This is a genomic window from Paracoccus laeviglucosivorans (assembly GCF_900182695.1).
GTDB lineage: Bacteria > Pseudomonadota > Alphaproteobacteria > Rhodobacterales > Rhodobacteraceae > Paracoccus > Paracoccus laeviglucosivorans.
The window spans coordinates 26,775-40,963 of sequence record NZ_FXTK01000010.1 but is presented as its reverse complement, the minus strand read 5'-3'; the positions used below and the strand labels follow the sequence as shown (position 1 = coordinate 40,963).

Annotated in this window: 17 protein-coding genes; 2 read left to right on the top strand and 15 right to left on the bottom strand. The window is 64.0% G+C overall.

From position 1 onward, the window contains the following. Window positions 1-28: 28 nt before the first annotated feature. From urtE to dapD, 9 genes are all read right to left on the bottom strand, one after another. A complete protein-coding gene (gene urtE, locus FN835_RS11900) occupies window positions 29-739 on the bottom strand; it encodes an urea ABC transporter ATP-binding subunit UrtE (RefSeq protein WP_142663448.1) in 711 nt (236 codons plus the stop codon). After that, window positions 739-1,482 carry an urea ABC transporter ATP-binding protein UrtD gene (gene urtD, locus FN835_RS11895; RefSeq protein ID WP_142663447.1) on the bottom strand — a complete coding sequence of 248 codons (744 nt, stop codon included), beginning with the start codon at window positions 1,480-1,482 and terminating at the stop codon, window positions 739-741. The genes urtE and urtD overlap by 1 nt, the downstream gene beginning before the upstream one ends. Beyond that, on the bottom strand, window positions 1,479-2,627 hold the full coding sequence (gene urtC, locus FN835_RS11890; protein WP_142663446.1) for an urea ABC transporter permease subunit UrtC: 1,149 nt from the start codon (window positions 2,625-2,627) through the stop codon (window positions 1,479-1,481). Before urtC ends, urtD begins: the two co-directional genes overlap by 4 nt. A gap of 3 nt (window positions 2,628-2,630) precedes the next feature. Beyond that, window positions 2,631-4,556 carry an urea ABC transporter permease subunit UrtB gene (gene urtB, locus FN835_RS11885; protein WP_142663445.1) on the bottom strand — a complete coding sequence of 642 codons (1,926 nt, stop codon included), beginning with the start codon at window positions 4,554-4,556 and terminating at the stop codon, window positions 2,631-2,633. 57 nt (window positions 4,557-4,613) lie between these two features. Further along, on the bottom strand, window positions 4,614-5,897 hold the full coding sequence (urtA, locus tag FN835_RS11880; RefSeq protein ID WP_142663444.1) for an urea ABC transporter substrate-binding protein: 1,284 nt from the start codon (window positions 5,895-5,897) through the stop codon (window positions 4,614-4,616). A 194-nt stretch (window positions 5,898-6,091) separates the two neighbouring features. Further along, window positions 6,092-7,345: a lytic murein transglycosylase gene (locus FN835_RS11875; RefSeq protein ID WP_142663443.1), complete on the bottom strand. Its 1,254-nt coding sequence runs from the start codon at window positions 7,343-7,345 to the stop codon at window positions 6,092-6,094. 54 nt (window positions 7,346-7,399) lie between these two features. After that, window positions 7,400-7,729, bottom strand: a complete 330-nt coding sequence (locus FN835_RS11870) for a hypothetical protein (protein ID WP_142663442.1) — start codon at window positions 7,727-7,729, stop codon at window positions 7,400-7,402. 88 nt (window positions 7,730-7,817) lie between these two features. After that, window positions 7,818-8,066: a GlsB/YeaQ/YmgE family stress response membrane protein gene (locus FN835_RS11865; protein WP_142663441.1), complete on the bottom strand. Its 249-nt coding sequence runs from the start codon at window positions 8,064-8,066 to the stop codon at window positions 7,818-7,820. 106 nt (window positions 8,067-8,172) lie between these two features. Beyond that, window positions 8,173-8,997, bottom strand: a complete 825-nt coding sequence (gene dapD / locus FN835_RS11860) for a 2,3,4,5-tetrahydropyridine-2,6-dicarboxylate N-succinyltransferase (RefSeq protein ID WP_142663440.1) — start codon at window positions 8,995-8,997, stop codon at window positions 8,173-8,175. Between the two features lie 93 nt (window positions 8,998-9,090). Here dapD and FN835_RS11855 point away from each other — a divergent pair, with 93 nt between their 5' ends. Further along, window positions 9,091-9,918, top strand: a complete 828-nt coding sequence (locus FN835_RS11855) for an LOG family protein (RefSeq protein WP_142663439.1) — start codon at window positions 9,091-9,093, stop codon at window positions 9,916-9,918. A gap of 45 nt (window positions 9,919-9,963) precedes the next feature. Here the strand turns inward: FN835_RS11855 and FN835_RS11850 are convergent, their stop codons facing one another. The 5 genes from FN835_RS11850 to FN835_RS21235 form a co-directional block, all read right to left on the bottom strand. Next, entirely contained in the window at window positions 9,964-10,479 is a 516-nt protein-coding gene (locus FN835_RS11850; protein ID WP_142663438.1) for a cell wall hydrolase, read from the bottom strand. A gap of 81 nt (window positions 10,480-10,560) precedes the next feature. Continuing rightward, window positions 10,561-11,028, bottom strand: coding sequence for a 23S rRNA (pseudouridine(1915)-N(3))-methyltransferase RlmH (rlmH, locus tag FN835_RS11845; protein ID WP_142663437.1), 468 nt, complete (start codon window positions 11,026-11,028; stop codon window positions 10,561-10,563). 3 nt (window positions 11,029-11,031) lie between these two features. Further along, a complete protein-coding gene (gene rsfS / locus FN835_RS11840) occupies window positions 11,032-11,460 on the bottom strand; it encodes a ribosome silencing factor (protein ID WP_246098721.1) in 429 nt (142 codons plus the stop codon). A gap of 100 nt (window positions 11,461-11,560) precedes the next feature. Then, window positions 11,561-11,794, bottom strand: coding sequence for a hypothetical protein (locus tag FN835_RS11835; RefSeq protein ID WP_142663435.1), 234 nt, complete (start codon window positions 11,792-11,794; stop codon window positions 11,561-11,563). Beyond that, window positions 11,791-12,021 carry a hypothetical protein gene (locus FN835_RS21235; protein WP_185958654.1) on the bottom strand — a complete coding sequence of 77 codons (231 nt, stop codon included), beginning with the start codon at window positions 12,019-12,021 and terminating at the stop codon, window positions 11,791-11,793. The genes FN835_RS11835 and FN835_RS21235 overlap by 4 nt, the downstream gene beginning before the upstream one ends. A 69-nt stretch (window positions 12,022-12,090) precedes the next feature. Here FN835_RS21235 and leuC point away from each other — a divergent pair, with 69 nt between their 5' ends. Then, a complete protein-coding gene (gene leuC / locus FN835_RS11830) occupies window positions 12,091-13,527 on the top strand; it encodes a 3-isopropylmalate dehydratase large subunit (protein ID WP_142663434.1) in 1,437 nt (478 codons plus the stop codon). Here the strand turns inward: leuC and FN835_RS11825 are convergent. Next, window positions 13,508-14,125, bottom strand: coding sequence for a hypothetical protein (locus FN835_RS11825; RefSeq protein ID WP_142663433.1), 618 nt, complete (start codon window positions 14,123-14,125; stop codon window positions 13,508-13,510). The genes leuC and FN835_RS11825 overlap by 20 nt on opposite strands. Window positions 14,126-14,189 lie beyond the last annotated feature (64 nt).

Below are 14,189 nucleotides of genomic sequence, written 5' to 3'. Positions count from 1 at the left end.
CTCCGCTAGGAGGCCCAAGGATAGCATCTCAGGCCGCTGCGCCCAGCCCCGCCAGCCGCGACTTGAGCATCTCGCGCGGAACCTCGCTGCGGGTGCCCTGCACCACCGCCCGCCCGCGTTCCAGCATCAGGAAGCGGTCGCCCAGATCATAGGCGAAGTCGAAGAATTGTTCGACCAGCACGATGGCCATGTCGCCCCGTTCGCGCAGGCCCCGGATGACGCGCCCGATCTGCTGGATGATGTTGGGCTGGATGCCCTCGGTCGGTTCGTCCAGCAGCAGCACCTTGGGACGCATGATCAGCGCCCGCGCAATCGCCAATTGCTGCTGCTGACCGCCCGACAGATCGCCGCCGCGCCGATGCCCCATTTCGCCCAGCACGGGGAAATGGTCATAGATTTCCTCGGGGACGCGGCGTTCTCGGGGCGGCAGGACCGACAGCCCGGTTTCCAGATTTTCGCGCACGGTCAGCAGCGGAAAGATCATCCGCCCCTGCGGCACATAGCCCACGCCCCGCGCGGCCAGCATCTGCGGCGTGACACGGCCCAGATCCTCGCCATTCAGGCGCAATGTCCCGCCCGAGCGGGGATGACTGCCCGACAGCACCTTGAGCAAGCTCGTCTTGCCGACGCCGTTATTGCCCATGACGCAGGTGACCTGCCCCGGCTTGGCGATCAGGTCGATACCGTGCAGGATCTGGCTTTGGCCGTAATGCAGCGTGATTCCGGTGGCTTCCAGCATCAGCCCCTCCCCAGATAGACTTCGATCACTTGCGGATTGGCGGTGACGTGATCCAAGCTGCCCTCGGCCAGCACCGATCCTTCGTGCAGCACCGTCACCTTGCAATCCAGCCGACGCACGAAATCCATGTCGTGTTCCACCACAACGACCGCGTGCTTTTCGGCAAGCCTGCGCAGCAGGGTCGTGGTCTGTTCGCGTTCGGCCAGCGTCATGCCCGCCGCCGGTTCATCGACCAGCAAAAGCCGCGGATCCTGCGCCAGCAGCATCCCGATTTCCAGCCATTGCTTCTGGCCGTGGCTCAGTTCGCCCGCCTTGCGCGGCAGTTGATCGCCCAAGCCCACCTCGGCCGCCAGTTCCGCGACCCGCGCGTCGCTGTCAGCCGAAGGACGCCAGCGCAGCACAGCGAACGGCCCCCGCGCGGCGGACAGCGCCATGGTCAGGTTCTCGGCCACGGACTGATCCTCGAACACGGTGGGGCGCTGGAATTTGCGGCCCACGCCGGCGCGGGCAATCTGCGCCTCGGACATCTTCAGCAGGCTGCGTGAGTTTTCGCCCCATAGCACCTGCCCGTCATTCGGGCGCGTCTTGCCGGTCACGATGTCCATGAACGTCGTCTTGCCCGCGCCATTGGGGCCGATGATCGCGCGCAATTCGCGTTCCGCGATGGCGAATGACAGGTTGTTGATCGCCCGAAACCCGTCGAAGCTGACCGAGATGCCGATGACTTCCAGAAGCGCGCTCATTTACGGATCAATCCTGCAATGCCCTTGGGGGCGAACAGCGTGACAAGCACGAAGGACAGGCCCAACAGCACCTGCCACCAATCGACCCAGTTGATGGTATAGATCCCAAGGTCGATGGCGGGGGCGCGGCCCCCGGTGAACCAGCTGGACAGCAGCGACACGAAGACCGCCCCAATCGCCGCGCCATAAAGCCGCCCACGCCCGCCGATCGCCACCCACACCGCCAGATAGATCGAGGCGATGGGCGCCAGTTCCGCCGGGTTGATGATGCCCGCCTGAGGGTAATACAGCGCCCCGGCGACGGCGGTGATGATGGCGGCAAGGGTAAAGACCACCAGCTTGTAGCCTTCGACCGAATAGCCAAGAAAGCGCACCCGCGCCTCATCATCGCGGATCGCGCGGGTGACGCTGCCGAATTTGCCGGATGCGACCCATGCGATCAGCAGATAGCCCAGACCAAGCGCGATGGCGGATGCCCACAGGAACCAGACCGAGAGCTTTTCCTGACCCACGCCGTCAAGGCCGGGGATGTTTTGCAAGCCCGACAGCCCGTTATTGCCGCGCAGGCCGCTGTCGTTCTGGAACAGATACAGCGCCAAGGCCAAGGTCATCGCCTGCGTCAGGATCGACAGATAGACGCCGTTCACCCGCGACCGGAACGCCAGCCAGCCAAACACCAGCGCCAGCAGTCCCGGCACCAGCACGACCAGCGCCAGTTGCGCGGGCAGCGATCCGGCAAAGCTCCAGATCGCGGGGAAGCTGTCCGCGCCGACGACGCCAAAGATCTGGGTGGCTGTGGCTTGGGTGATCTCGGCCTGCGTGGGCGGGATGGGCATATTGGCCAGCGAGGCGGCGACGATGCCTTCGGTCCGGGCGACCATCAGCCACATGCCGATCATGTAACCGCCAAGCGCAAAGAACGCCATTTGCCCAAGGCTCAGGATGCCCGCATAGCCCCAGACCAGATCCATCGCGACAGCGGCCAGCGCAAGGCACAGCGTCTTGCCCAGCGTCTTGACCATGCTGGTCGAGATGACGCCGGTGCCATAGCCCGCCGACAGGATGGTGACGGCCACGGTGAACACCGCCAGCACTGCCAGAAAGATCAGGATCGAAGGGTGGCGCAGCACCAAGGGTTTACGCATGTCTTAGGCCCCCACGGCGGCGCGGCCCTTGGCGGCGATGATACCGCGTGGCCGGAACTGGATGAAGATGATGATGAACAGGATCATATAGGTCTGCGCCGCCAGCGTGTTCGCGGGGTTCAGCCACTCGATCCCCTTCTGGAAGAAGCCGATCAGCGCCGCGCCCGCCAGCGTGCCCCAGATATTGCCGACGCCGCCGACAACCACCGTCATGAAGCTTTGCACGATATATTGCTGGCCGATCTCCGAGGTGACCTGCGCGAAAAGCCCGATCGCCACGCCCGCAATGCCCGCGATGCCGGACCCAAGACCGAAGGTCAGCATGTTCATGCGGTCCGGGCTGATGCCCATGCTGGCCGCCATGCCGGGGTTCTGGGTCACCGCCCGCACCTCAAGCCCCAGCCGGGTGCGGTTCATAATGACCAGATACAGCGCCAGAAACACCAGCGCGAGGACGAAGATCGCGATGCGGATATAGCTTATCGACACCACGTCGTTAAAGGTCAGCGCCCCATCCAGCCAGCCCGGCGCGGTCAACGGGCGGGCCTGCGTGCCGAAGATGTTCTTGGCCAATTGCTGCAGCGCGATGCTGACGCCGAAAGTGGCCAGCAGCGTCTCAAGCGGGCGCTTATACAGATGGCGGATCACCAGCCGTTCCAGCGCCACGCCGGCGGCAAAGGTTACGATGAACGCAAGGGGCAGCGCGACGATCAGTGACAGCGTGCGGTTCGCGATGAACTGCTGCACCACGTAGCCGGTATAGGCGCCCATCATGATGAATTCGCCATGCGCCATGTTGATGACGCGCATCACGCCAAAGGTGATGGCAAGGCCGATGGCCGCAAGGAAATAGATCGAGGCCAGCGACAGCGCATCCAGCGACAGATCGGCGGCTTGCATGAAACCGATCCGCGTCTGCGTGCCGCGCAGGGCGGCGCGGGCGGCATCGGTCACATCGGCATTGGGTTCGACGTAAAGGTCCAGAAACCGGAAACGCGCCAATGCGGCATCGACCTCGGCCTCACTCGCGGCGGGCTGGACAAGTCCCTGCTGCTCCAGCGCAGTCCATGCGCGGTCGCGGGCATCCTCATGGCCCAGCTGCGCCAACGGCACACCGCCGACCATGCCCTGATTGATGTGCTGCGCCAGCACGGCGCGTTCGGCCTGTGGCGTCATCTGCGCCGGGGCCAGATCCGCCGCGACCAGCATGGCATAGGCATCCGCGCGCGACATCGCGCCGCCCGGTGTCAGCTCAGCCGCGATATTGGCGTCAGCCGGCACGGTTTCCAGCGCCACGCGGCGCGTCGCAAGGATGGGGTTCAGACTGGCGCGGAAATCAAGGCCGGTATCGCCGCCGAAACTTTCGATGGCCGCGATACGTGCGGCAGGATCGGGGTCGTGCTGGATGGTCAGCAACCGCTCTAGCCGCGCCTTGCGGGCGGCAAGGCCGGGGTCGGGATCGTCCAGCGCATCGCGCAGCAGAGCAAGCTGGCTGGCATCCCCGCGCCGCGCCAGCGCATCCAGCGCCTGCGCCCGGCGCGCCCGGTCGGGATCGGACAGCGCGTTTCCGGCCAAAGCCGCCGCGATCAGCCCGCGCACGCCGGAATTGGGCCGCAGCATGGTCACGTCTTCGGTCGGCAGTTCCGCCCCGGTCACGGCATCGGTCTGGCTGTCGCTTTCGCCGACAATAACCATGAGCCCGTCGCTTTTGCGCAGCCCCAGCGCACGGTCGCCCCATGCCTGCAACAGCGCCGCACCCTGCGGGCCGGTGGCCGCGATCTGTTCGATCACCGGGCCAATGGACTGGCGCGAGGGCTTCTCGATCTCGGCGCGATACTGGGTCACCACTTCGCGCAGGTCTTGCGCATGGGACTGGACCGCCAGCGTCAAAAAGGCCGCAAGCGCGACGAAGAACAGGAAAAGGCGCATGAAAATCCCCGAGCGGCAATCAAGGGGCGGCGCGCTGCCGCCCCTTATTTCGTGGCATCAGTAGTTCGACTGAACCTGCACGCAGGCATTGGTTTCGGTGTTCCACATGCCGCATTTCTTGCCCGGCCAGTCGGCGTCCAGCTTTGCGCTTTCCGGCAGGAAGTCGGTCCAGGCATCGCCCGCGACTTCCTCGGTCTGGCTGACGATGTCGAACTGACCGTCTTCGCGGATCTCACCGATCAGGACGGGCTTGGTCAGGTGGTGGTTGGGCAGAACCTTGGCCGTGCCGCCGGTCAGGTTCGGCACCTCGACGCCCACGATCGCGTCCAGAACGGCGTCCGTTTCGGTCGAGCCCGCCTTTTCAACCGCCGCGACCCAAGCGTTGAAGCCGATCATCGTGGCTTCCATCGGGTCGTTGGTCACGCGCTTGTCGTCCTTGGTGAACTTCTTCCATTCCTCGATGAAGGCCTTGTTTTCAGGCGTATCTGCGGTCTCGAAATAGTTCCAGGCAGCAAGGTGGCCGACAAGGTTGGCGGTATCCAGACCCGCCAGTTCCTCCTCGCCCACGGAAAACGCCATGACGGGAATGTCGTCGGCAGACACACCCGCCGCGGCCAGTTCCTTGTAGAAGCCGATATTGGCGTCGCCGTTGATGGTCGAAACGACACCGACCTTTTTGCCGTCCGCACCCAGCGCCACGACATCGGCTACGATCTTGGACCAGTCGGAATGACCGAACGGCGTGTAGTTCACAAAGATGTCGCCTTCGGCCACGCCCTTGCCCTTCAGATAGGCGTCAAGGATATTGTTGGTGGTCCGGGGATAGACGTAATCGGTGCCCAGCAGCGCCCATTTTTCGACGCCCAGTTCCTCGGCCATGTAGTCCACGGCGGGGATTGCCTGCTGGTTCGGGGCCGCGCCGGTATAGATGACGTTCTTCGAGGACTCTTCACCCTCATACTGCACGGGATAGAACATCAGCCCGTTCAGTTCCTCGATCACCGGCAGGACGGATTTGCGGCTGACGCTGGTCCAGCAGCCGAAGATCGCGTCGACCCCGTTGACCGAGATCAGCTCGCGCGCCTTTTCGGCAAACAGCGGCCAGTCGGATGCGGGGTCTACGACCACCGCCTCAATCTTTTTGCCAAGGATGCCGCCCTTGGCATTCTGCTGTTCGACCATCATCAGGACCGTGTCCTTCAGCGTGGTTTCCGAAATGGCCATGGTGCCCGACAGCGAATGCAGCACGCCGATCTTGATCGTGTCGTCCTGCGCGACAGCGGCGCCGGTCAAGCCTGCCAAAACGGCGGCGACGGCACAGGCGCTGGTGAAAATCTTCATCCCCGTTTCCCCTTTTTATCGTGCCGCATATGCGGCTTGGGAAATCAGGGCAGTTGGCGGGCAGTATGCCAATATGCAGGGCAAATTCAGGCTGCGGGATTCTGATCTGCCCCAATTTATGCGCGAATTTCAGGCAGTTCGCCCTGCGGCGGGGCAGGACGAAAAAGGGCGGCCCCTTGGCCGCCCCTTTGTGCTTAGCTGCGCAGCATCGACAAAAGCGTGGCATCGGCATAGCCGTCCGGTACCATGCCCCGCGCGCGCTGGAACCCCTTGATCGCCTCGACCGATTTGGAACCCAGTTTGCCGTCCACGCCGCCGGTGTCGAACCCGCGCGCCATCAGCAGTCGCTGGATTTCGGATTTCTCGGTATTCGACAGCGTGCGGTCGCCACGCGGCCAGCCGCCTTGGATTCCGGGACGTCCGGCGATGGATTCGCCCAGATACGCCACCGCCAGCGCATAGCTGTCCGAGGCGTTGTATTTCAGGATCGCGCGAAAGTTCTGCGTGATCAGGAAGGCCGGGCCGCGCGCACCCGCAGGCGCGATGATCGACCCCGAAGGCACGGCAGTGCCATTCGCGGTCCGCACCCCCATTGCCGCCCATTGGCCACCCGACATGGTCACCGATTTGCTGACGCGGTTGTAATCGAAACCTTGGGGCAGAATCACCTCGGCCACCGCGGGCTGGCCGGGCTGCCAGCCGTTCTGGCGCAGGTAATGCGCGGTTGAGGCCAGCGCATCGGTCGGATCGTTCGACCAGATGTCGCGCCGCCCGTCGCCGTTGAAATCCACCGCATGGGCCAGAAAGGACGACGGCATGAACTGGGTGTGCCCCATGGCCCCGGCCCAGCTGCCGACCATATGGGCATTGTCCACGTCGCCCGACTGGATGATGCGCAGCGCGGCGACCAGCTCACCTGCGAAGAATTCGCCCCGCCTTCCGTCATAGGCCAGCGTGGCCAAGGCGGGAACGATGCGGGTGCTGCCGCGGTTCGCGCCGAAATTCGATTCCATCCCCCAGACGGCCACGACGACTTCGCGCGGGACGCCATAGCGTGCCTCGATCGCGGCAAGCGCGCTGGCGTTTTCCGCCGCGCGCGCCCGGCCCGTCGCGCCGCGCGTGCCAATGGCGCCATCCAGATATTCCCAGACAGGCTTGGAAAATTCGCTTTGCTGCCGATCCAGCTGGATCAGGCTGGGCATGAAATGCGCCTGCGCCATGGCGCTGTCAAAGACGGCAGGCGAAATCCCGGCCGAAATCGCGCGGGGGCGGAAGCTGGCCACCCAGTTGCGGAAACCCGCTTCGGACCCCTGCCCGCCTGCCGTGGGCAGACCCGCGAAATTGCCGCCCGGTGCCGCGCCCGGCGCGCGGTTCATCGAGACGCCGCAGCCAGCAAGCGCCAGCGTCAACAGCGCCGTCATCGTGATCCGCGTAATCCGTCTGCTCATCTGTCCCGCCTCTTGTTATGGTTGTGGGCAGTCTAGCGGACGGGCGCGCCCCTGTCAGTCCTCGTCGTCGAAATCTTCGTCGTAAAGCGGTTCCATCTGGGCCACGATCACGGCGTTCTCGGCCAATGCGCGTTCCATCAGCTCGCGTTCCTCATCGGGGATGTCGTGGCCTTCGGCAATGCGTTCGTCCAGCGTGCCGTGGCCGGTGACTTCGACGGGCTGAAGACCGGCCTGTTTCAGGATGGCCACGGTTTCGCGCACGGCCTCGGCCTCATCGACGCCGGATGCGTAGCAGACCAGCGCTGCGCCGTCCGCATCGTCGGGCAAGCCGTCATCCGCCGCGCGCCCCACCTGAACCAGAAGCGTGTAAACCTGCTGCGCCATGATCGTTCCCCTTAGCTTTCGGACCTTTTACGGCATGAAAAAGGGGCGGGAAAGCCCGCCCCTGCACACCAGAAGGTCTATACGAGGATCAGGAGATCGCCCGTTTCAGCCAGATCAGGATGACCGCACCGATCAGACCGGCCAGCCCCTGTGCAAGCCAGCTTCCTGCGGTGAAGTTCACGCCGAACAGCCCCAGCAGCGCATTGGCGACGACCGCGCCCACGATGCCAAGGATGATATTGAGGAAAATCCCCGTATCGGCCTTCATGATATTGCTCGCGATCCAGCCTGCCAGACCGCCGACGATGATGGCTGCGAGCCAACCCAAGCCTTGCATGTATTCTCTCCGGTGAAAAAAGCTTCCGGCGCCACAACGCAGCCGGAAGCCTTTGAGTTCACGGGAATCTGACAGAACCGTGAAACAGATGCACGGTTGCCACAGGTCAGTCGCGCAAAAGCTCGTTGATCGAGGTTTTGGAACGGGTCTGCGCATCGACGCGCTTGACGATGACGGCGCAATACAGGTTCACGCCATTCTTGGACGGCAGCGAGCCCGACACGACCACCGAACCGGCAGGCACTTCGCCATACATCACGTCGCCCGTCTCGCGGTCCACGATCTTGGTGGATTTGCCGATATAGACGCCCATGCCCAGGACCGAGCCTTCGCGGACGATGCAGCCTTCGACGACCTCGGAACGCGCGCCGATGAAGCAGTTATCCTCGATGATGGTCGGGCCTGCCTGCATGGGTTCAAGCACGCCGCCGATGCCGACGCCGCCCGACAGGTGGACGTTCTTGCCGATCTGCGCGCAGGAACCCACCGTGGCCCAGGTATCGACCATCGTGCCTTCATCGACATAAGCTCCAAGGTTCACAAAGGACGGCATCAGCACCACGCCCTTGGCGATATAGGCAGAGCGGCGCACGATGCAGTTCGGAACGGCGCGGAACCCCGCTTCGCGCCAGCGCGCATCGTCCCAGCCCACGAATTTGCTGTCCACCTTATCCCACCAGCCGCCGCCCTGCGGGCCGCCCGACTGCATTTCCATGTCCTTCAGACGGAAACCCAGCAGCACGGCCTTTTTGGCCCATTGGTTCACATGCCAGTCAGCGCCGTTCTTTTCGGCGACGCGCAGCGTGCCACGGTCCAGCGCCTCAAGCGTCGCCTCGACCGCATCACGCGCCTCGCCCTTGGTCGCGGGGGTGATCTGGTCGCGGGTTTCCCACGCGGCTTCGATGGCGGTCTCAAGTGCGGCGTTGGACATGATGGCCTCTCTCGGGTGGAAACTGTCACTCAAGGGCTATAGAGCGGGGGGTGCGGTCGTGCAATCCGCGCCCGCCCCCTGTCAGAGGTTTCGATGATCGACGAAGACGAGCGCAGCCACCCCATCCGTGACAGCCAGCAGGACGCGCTGGCGTCGCGCAAGGTTCCCGACACGCCGCAGACCCGTGCCCCGGCCTATAAGCTGGCCTTTACCGACACGGAATTCATGCTGCGCGACGAATTGCGCCCCGTCCGGCTGCAGCTTGAATTGCTGAAGCCCCAGATGATCATGGACGCGCGTGGCATCAAATCGACCATCGTGCTGTTCGGCGGCGCGCGCATCCCCGCGCCCGAAGCCCGCGACACCGCCAAGACCCCGGCCTTGGGCGAGCTGTCGAAATACTATACCGAGGCGCGGCGGTTCGCCCGGCTGATGACCGAGCGCAGCCTTGAAAGCTATGGCGCGGAAAACGTCATCTGCACCGGCGGCGGTCCAGGCGTGATGGAGGCGGGCAATATGGGCGCGGCCGATGCGGGCGGCGTCTCGATCGGGCTGTCCATCGTCTTGCCGCATGAACAGGCGCCGAACGTCTATGTGACGCCGGACCTGTGCTTCAACTTTCACTATTTCGCGATCCGCAAGATGCATTTCCTGATGCGCGCCAAGGCCGTGACCATCTTCCCCGGCGGTTTCGGCACCATGGATGAGATGTTCGAGGCGCTGACCCTGATCCAGACCGGCCGGATGAAACGCGTGCCGTTCATCCTGTTCGGGACGGAATTCTGGCAGACGGTGGTGAACTGGCAGGCGCTGGCGGATGCAGGCACCATCAGCCCCGAGGATCTGGACCTGATCAGCTTTGTCGAAACCGCCGAGGAAGCGGTCACGATCATCGACGGCTGGGAACAACCCTGCCCTTGACGGACGGGATGGGCGCGTGATCCGCGCCCGCCCCTTACCAGCGGCTTACCAGCGGCGACGGATCGGCGCGGGCGCGGGCGGCACCGGCTGCGTCACCAGATGGCTTTTGCGCTTTTCGTAGAAAGCGTTCCCGCCCGCGACCAGCGTGTAATGCATGTTGTCATACGGGAAGCGGTGGCCATGCGTGTGGAAGAACATCGCATTGCCGATCCGTGGATGACGTTCGCCGCGCAGGACGGCGATGGCGGCCTCGCGCACCTGCGGCAGGTCGCGCGGGTTCATCTTGCGGGTCATGACCCCCGGTGCGAACTGGTTCTTTTGCGACACCACACCGCAGACCGAATTCGGGAACTGGTCCGAACGCACGCGGTTCATCACCACATTGCCCACGGCGATCATGCCTTCGCGGCTGGAACGGTTCGCCTCGAAATAGATGGCGCGTTCCATGCAGTTCAGCTCGCCGCGTGAACCGCGCCCGCCGCCTCCGCCACCACATGCCGTCAGAACCAATGTCGCGATGGTTGCGACTGCGATCAGCCGCGCCTTGTTTTGGTAAGCCATGTTCTGGTCTTGCTTGTTGCTGCCCCTGAAACGGTTGTGTGGCGCTTGCGGCGTCATTTCAACAGCAAATTGCATCCGGCCCTAGACCCGATGATAGGGACTGCCCGACAGAATGGTGGTCGCGCGATAGATCTGTTCGGCCAGCATCACCCGCACCAGCATATGCGGCCAGACCATCCGGCCAAAGCTGATCGCCAGATCAGCCCGGTCTCGCAGGGACGGGTCGATGCCGTCCGCGCCCCCGATGACAAAGGCGATGTCGCGGGCCTGATCGCGGAATGCGGCAATCTTCTGGGCGAATTCGGGCGAGCTTAGCATCTGCCCGCGTTCGTCCAGAACGATCAGCGCCGCCCCATCGGGGACGGCACGTTCCAGCAGCGGCGCTTCGGCTGCCATGCCGCCGCCGCGCTTGTCCTCGACTTCGGTTAGGGTGACCGGGGGCAGGCCCAAGGCACGGCCTGCCTTGGCATGACGGTCAAGGTAATCGGCGATAAGCTTCGCCTCGGGGCCCTGCCGCAGCCGCCCGACAGCGGCAATGACCATCCGCATCGTTCAGTTCTGGCGGCGCGCTTCTTCGGCGGCGTGGTCGGCACGCATCCGGTCAAGCGTGGCCGAACGCAGGGCGTCCGCAGGCATCCACATCTTTTCCAGCTGGTAGAATTCGCGAACCTCGGGGCGGAAGACATGGACGATCACGTCGTCGGTGTCGATCAGCACCCAATCGCCGGTTTCCTTGCCTTCGATCCGCGCGGTGCGGCCGGTCTGTTCCTTCAGGCGCTGGACCAGCTTTTCTGCAATGGCGGCCACCTGACGCGACGACCGGCCCGAAGCGATCACCATGTGATCGGCCATGGCCGAGCGACCGCGAAGGTCGATCGTCACGACCTCTTCGGCCTTGTCATCATCAAGAGAGGCAAGAATACGCTCCAGAAGCTGATCGCTGGTCAGCCCGGTTGCGGCGGCGGTCGCTGCCGGCGGAATTGCCGGCGAGACGGTATTGGACAGGGGTTCATCCTCCGGTCATCGCGCCGATCACCCCCGGCGCCGGGGTGCCTATAATGTAACATGGAATCGGCGGCGCTCAATCCGGGGGCAGTGCATTTCTGGGCGATTGTCCCGATAGACAGGCCGAAACTGGCATATTCCCCCAGGTTTCGGGGCATTGGACCAGCCCGGCAGTCCATGCGAAACGCTGCGTCTCGGCCCGCGCCAATTCGCGCGCGCGTTCCAGCGGCGTGTCCATGACAAAGACGAACAGCGTGAAAATTGCCACGCAAATCAGCGGCATCATCCGCAACAGCACCCGAATCGTCATTGCCCCAACCCCATATCCTGCCTTGCCAAAGCAGGATAGCGATCCGCCGTTGACATGGAATTAACAGCCTCGTGCGCCAAGAGTTGCCTGAGCGAAAAAACGGGCGTAATACTGCCGACATGCAAGGATTCGTCTATTTCGATATCCATGACCGTGCCCGCCTGCCGGGTCGGTTCTACGGCGAAAGCCTTTCCGTCACCGCCCGACTTTGACGGATGCGGGCGCATGCGCGCCCTTTGTCGCGTGATGCGGCAGCCTTTCAATTCCCCCAGCTACTCTTTCGGAAAGAGAAAGCCATGACCGGCAATACCAACGCGGGCGCGCCCCGGACGCTTTACGACAAAATCTTTGACGCGCATGTCGTCGATCGTCAGGAAGACGGGACCTGCATCCTTTATATCGACCGCCATCTGGTCCACGAAGTGACCAGCCCCCAGGCCTTCGAAGGGCTGCGCATGGCTGGCCGCAAGGTGCGTCGCCCCGACCAGACCATCGCCGTGCCGGACCATAACGTGCCGACCACCGCCGACCGCGTGAACGGGATCGAAAACCCCGAAGGCCGCATTCAGGTCGCCGAGCTGGACAAGAACGCCCGCGAATTCGGCCTGAACTATTACCCGATGAGCGATGTACGCCAGGGCATCGTCCACATCGTCGGCCCGGAACAGGGCTGGACCCTGCCCGGCATGACCGTAGTTTGCGGCGACAGCCACACCGCGACGCACGGCGCATTCGGCGCGCTTGCCCACGGCATCGGCACCTCGGAAGTGGAGCATGTTCTGGCCACCCAGACCCTGATCCAGAAGAAATCCAAGAACATGAAGGTGGAAATCACCGGGCGTCTGCTGCCCGGCGTCACCGCCAAGGACATCACGCTGGCCGTCATCGGCAAGACCGGGACCGCTGGCGGCACCGGCTATGTCATCGAATATTGCGGCTCGGCGATCCGCGATCTGTCGATGGAAGGCCGCATGACCGTCTGCAACATGGCGATCGAGGGCGGTGCCCGCGCCGGCCTGATCGCGCCGGACGAAAAGACCTTTGCGTATTGCATGGGCCGCCCCCACGCGCCCAAAGGCGCCGCATGGGAAGCCGCCGTGAACTGGTGGAAAACCCTGTTCACCGACGAAGGCGCGCATTGGGACAAGGTCATCACCATCCGCGGCGAAGACATCGCCCCGGTCGTGACCTGGGGCACCAGCCCCGAAGACGTGCTGCCGATCACCGCGAAAGTGCCCGCCGCCAGCGATTTCGAAGGCGGCAAGGTCGATGCAGCGCAGCGCAGCCTTGATTATATGGGCCTGCAGCCCGGCACGCCGCTGGATCAGATCAAGATCGACGCGGTGTTCATCGGTTCGTGCACCAATGGCCGGATCGAGGATCTGCGCGCCGCTGCCAGCATCCTCAAGGGCCAGAAACTGGCTCCGGGCGTGCGCGGCATGATCGTGCCGGGTTCGGGCCTTGTCCGCGCGCAGGCCGAGGAAGAGGGTCTGGACAAGATCTTTACCGATGCCGGTTTCGAATGGCGTCTGGCCGGCTGCTCGATGTGCCTGGGGATGAACCCCGACCAGCTTGCGCCCGGTGAACGCTGCGCCGCGACCTCGAACCGCAACTTCGAGGGGCGGATGGGCCGCGGTGGCCGCACCCACCTGATGTCGCCGGTCATGGCCGCGGCAGCCGGGATCAAGGGCCACCTGACCGACGTGCGCGAATTCATGGCCGAGATGGCGTGATCTGCGGCGGGCGGCGGGGCGGAATGCCTCGCCGCAGCAGCAGTCCGGCATTCAGGGCGATCAGCGCAAGACCCGCGTTCTCGAACAGAAAGTTGAACTTGATGTTCGCGAAATCCATGCTGATGAGACGATCGACGTGATGAAACCCAACCGCGCGCACCAGCACAAAGCCGCACAGCACGGTCACGCCCAACAGGGCGATGCCGTTCCAGCGCAGCTGGCCGCGCAAGGACCGCAGGGCCGCCATCAGTCCGATCAGCACCAGCAGCGTAAGCGCCGCGATAAAGCCAAGCTGCACCAGCCAGCGTTCGTCATACCAGCCCTGCACCCGCGCCATGCAGCGCCCGGTCGCGGTAAAGGCGGTCTGCAGATCCAGCTGCTTGTTCAGCGCAAGGAATCCCATCAGCGCGGCGATTGTGGCCCAAAGCCCCAGCGCCGCACCGGGCGGATCGCGCCGCAACACGCGGATCGCCAGCCACATGCACACAAGATAGATAATCACCGTCAGCCAGCCGGTGATCTCGGGATCACCGATCGTCGGCGTCCAGTCATGCGCAACGCAGGACCGCAGGCTGGAAAGACTGGTGAACCCAAACATCGTAAAACAGACCCATCGCGGCGAACACTGCCGCACCAACAAAGTTAACGGCCACCTGCGCGGC

Coding starts and splice junctions, on each gene's coding strand:
- urtE (WP_142663448.1), bottom strand. CDS start 739: ATGCTGGAAGCCACCGGAATCACGCTGCATTACGGCCAAAGCCAGATC.
- urtD (WP_142663447.1), bottom strand. CDS start 1,482: ATGAGCGCGCTTCTGGAAGTCATCGGCATCTCGGTCAGCTTCGACGGG.
- urtC (WP_142663446.1), bottom strand. CDS start 2,627: ATGCGTAAACCCTTGGTGCTGCGCCACCCTTCGATCCTGATCTTTCTG.
- urtB (WP_142663445.1), bottom strand. CDS start 4,556: ATGCGCCTTTTCCTGTTCTTCGTCGCGCTTGCGGCCTTTTTGACGCTG.
- urtA (WP_142663444.1), bottom strand. CDS start 5,897: ATGAAGATTTTCACCAGCGCCTGTGCCGTCGCCGCCGTTTTGGCAGGC.
- FN835_RS11875 (WP_142663443.1), bottom strand. CDS start 7,345: ATGAGCAGACGGATTACGCGGATCACGATGACGGCGCTGTTGACGCTG.
- FN835_RS11870 (WP_142663442.1), bottom strand. CDS start 7,729: ATGGCGCAGCAGGTTTACACGCTTCTGGTTCAGGTGGGGCGCGCGGCG.
- FN835_RS11865 (WP_142663441.1), bottom strand. CDS start 8,066: ATGCAAGGCTTGGGTTGGCTCGCAGCCATCATCGTCGGCGGTCTGGCA.
- dapD (WP_142663440.1), bottom strand. CDS start 8,997: ATGTCCAACGCCGCACTTGAGACCGCCATCGAAGCCGCGTGGGAAACC.
- FN835_RS11855 (WP_142663439.1), top strand. CDS start 9,091: ATGATCGACGAAGACGAGCGCAGCCACCCCATCCGTGACAGCCAGCAG.
- FN835_RS11850 (WP_142663438.1), bottom strand. CDS start 10,479: ATGGCTTACCAAAACAAGGCGCGGCTGATCGCAGTCGCAACCATCGCG.
- rlmH (WP_142663437.1), bottom strand. CDS start 11,028: ATGCGGATGGTCATTGCCGCTGTCGGGCGGCTGCGGCAGGGCCCCGAG.
- FN835_RS11835 (WP_142663435.1), bottom strand. CDS start 11,794: ATGACGATTCGGGTGCTGTTGCGGATGATGCCGCTGATTTGCGTGGCA.
- FN835_RS21235 (WP_185958654.1), bottom strand. CDS start 12,021: ATGCGCCCGCATCCGTCAAAGTCGGGCGGTGACGGAAAGGCTTTCGCC.
- leuC (WP_142663434.1), top strand. CDS start 12,091: ATGACCGGCAATACCAACGCGGGCGCGCCCCGGACGCTTTACGACAAA.
- FN835_RS11825 (WP_142663433.1), bottom strand. CDS start 14,125: ATGTTTGGGTTCACCAGTCTTTCCAGCCTGCGGTCCTGCGTTGCGCAT.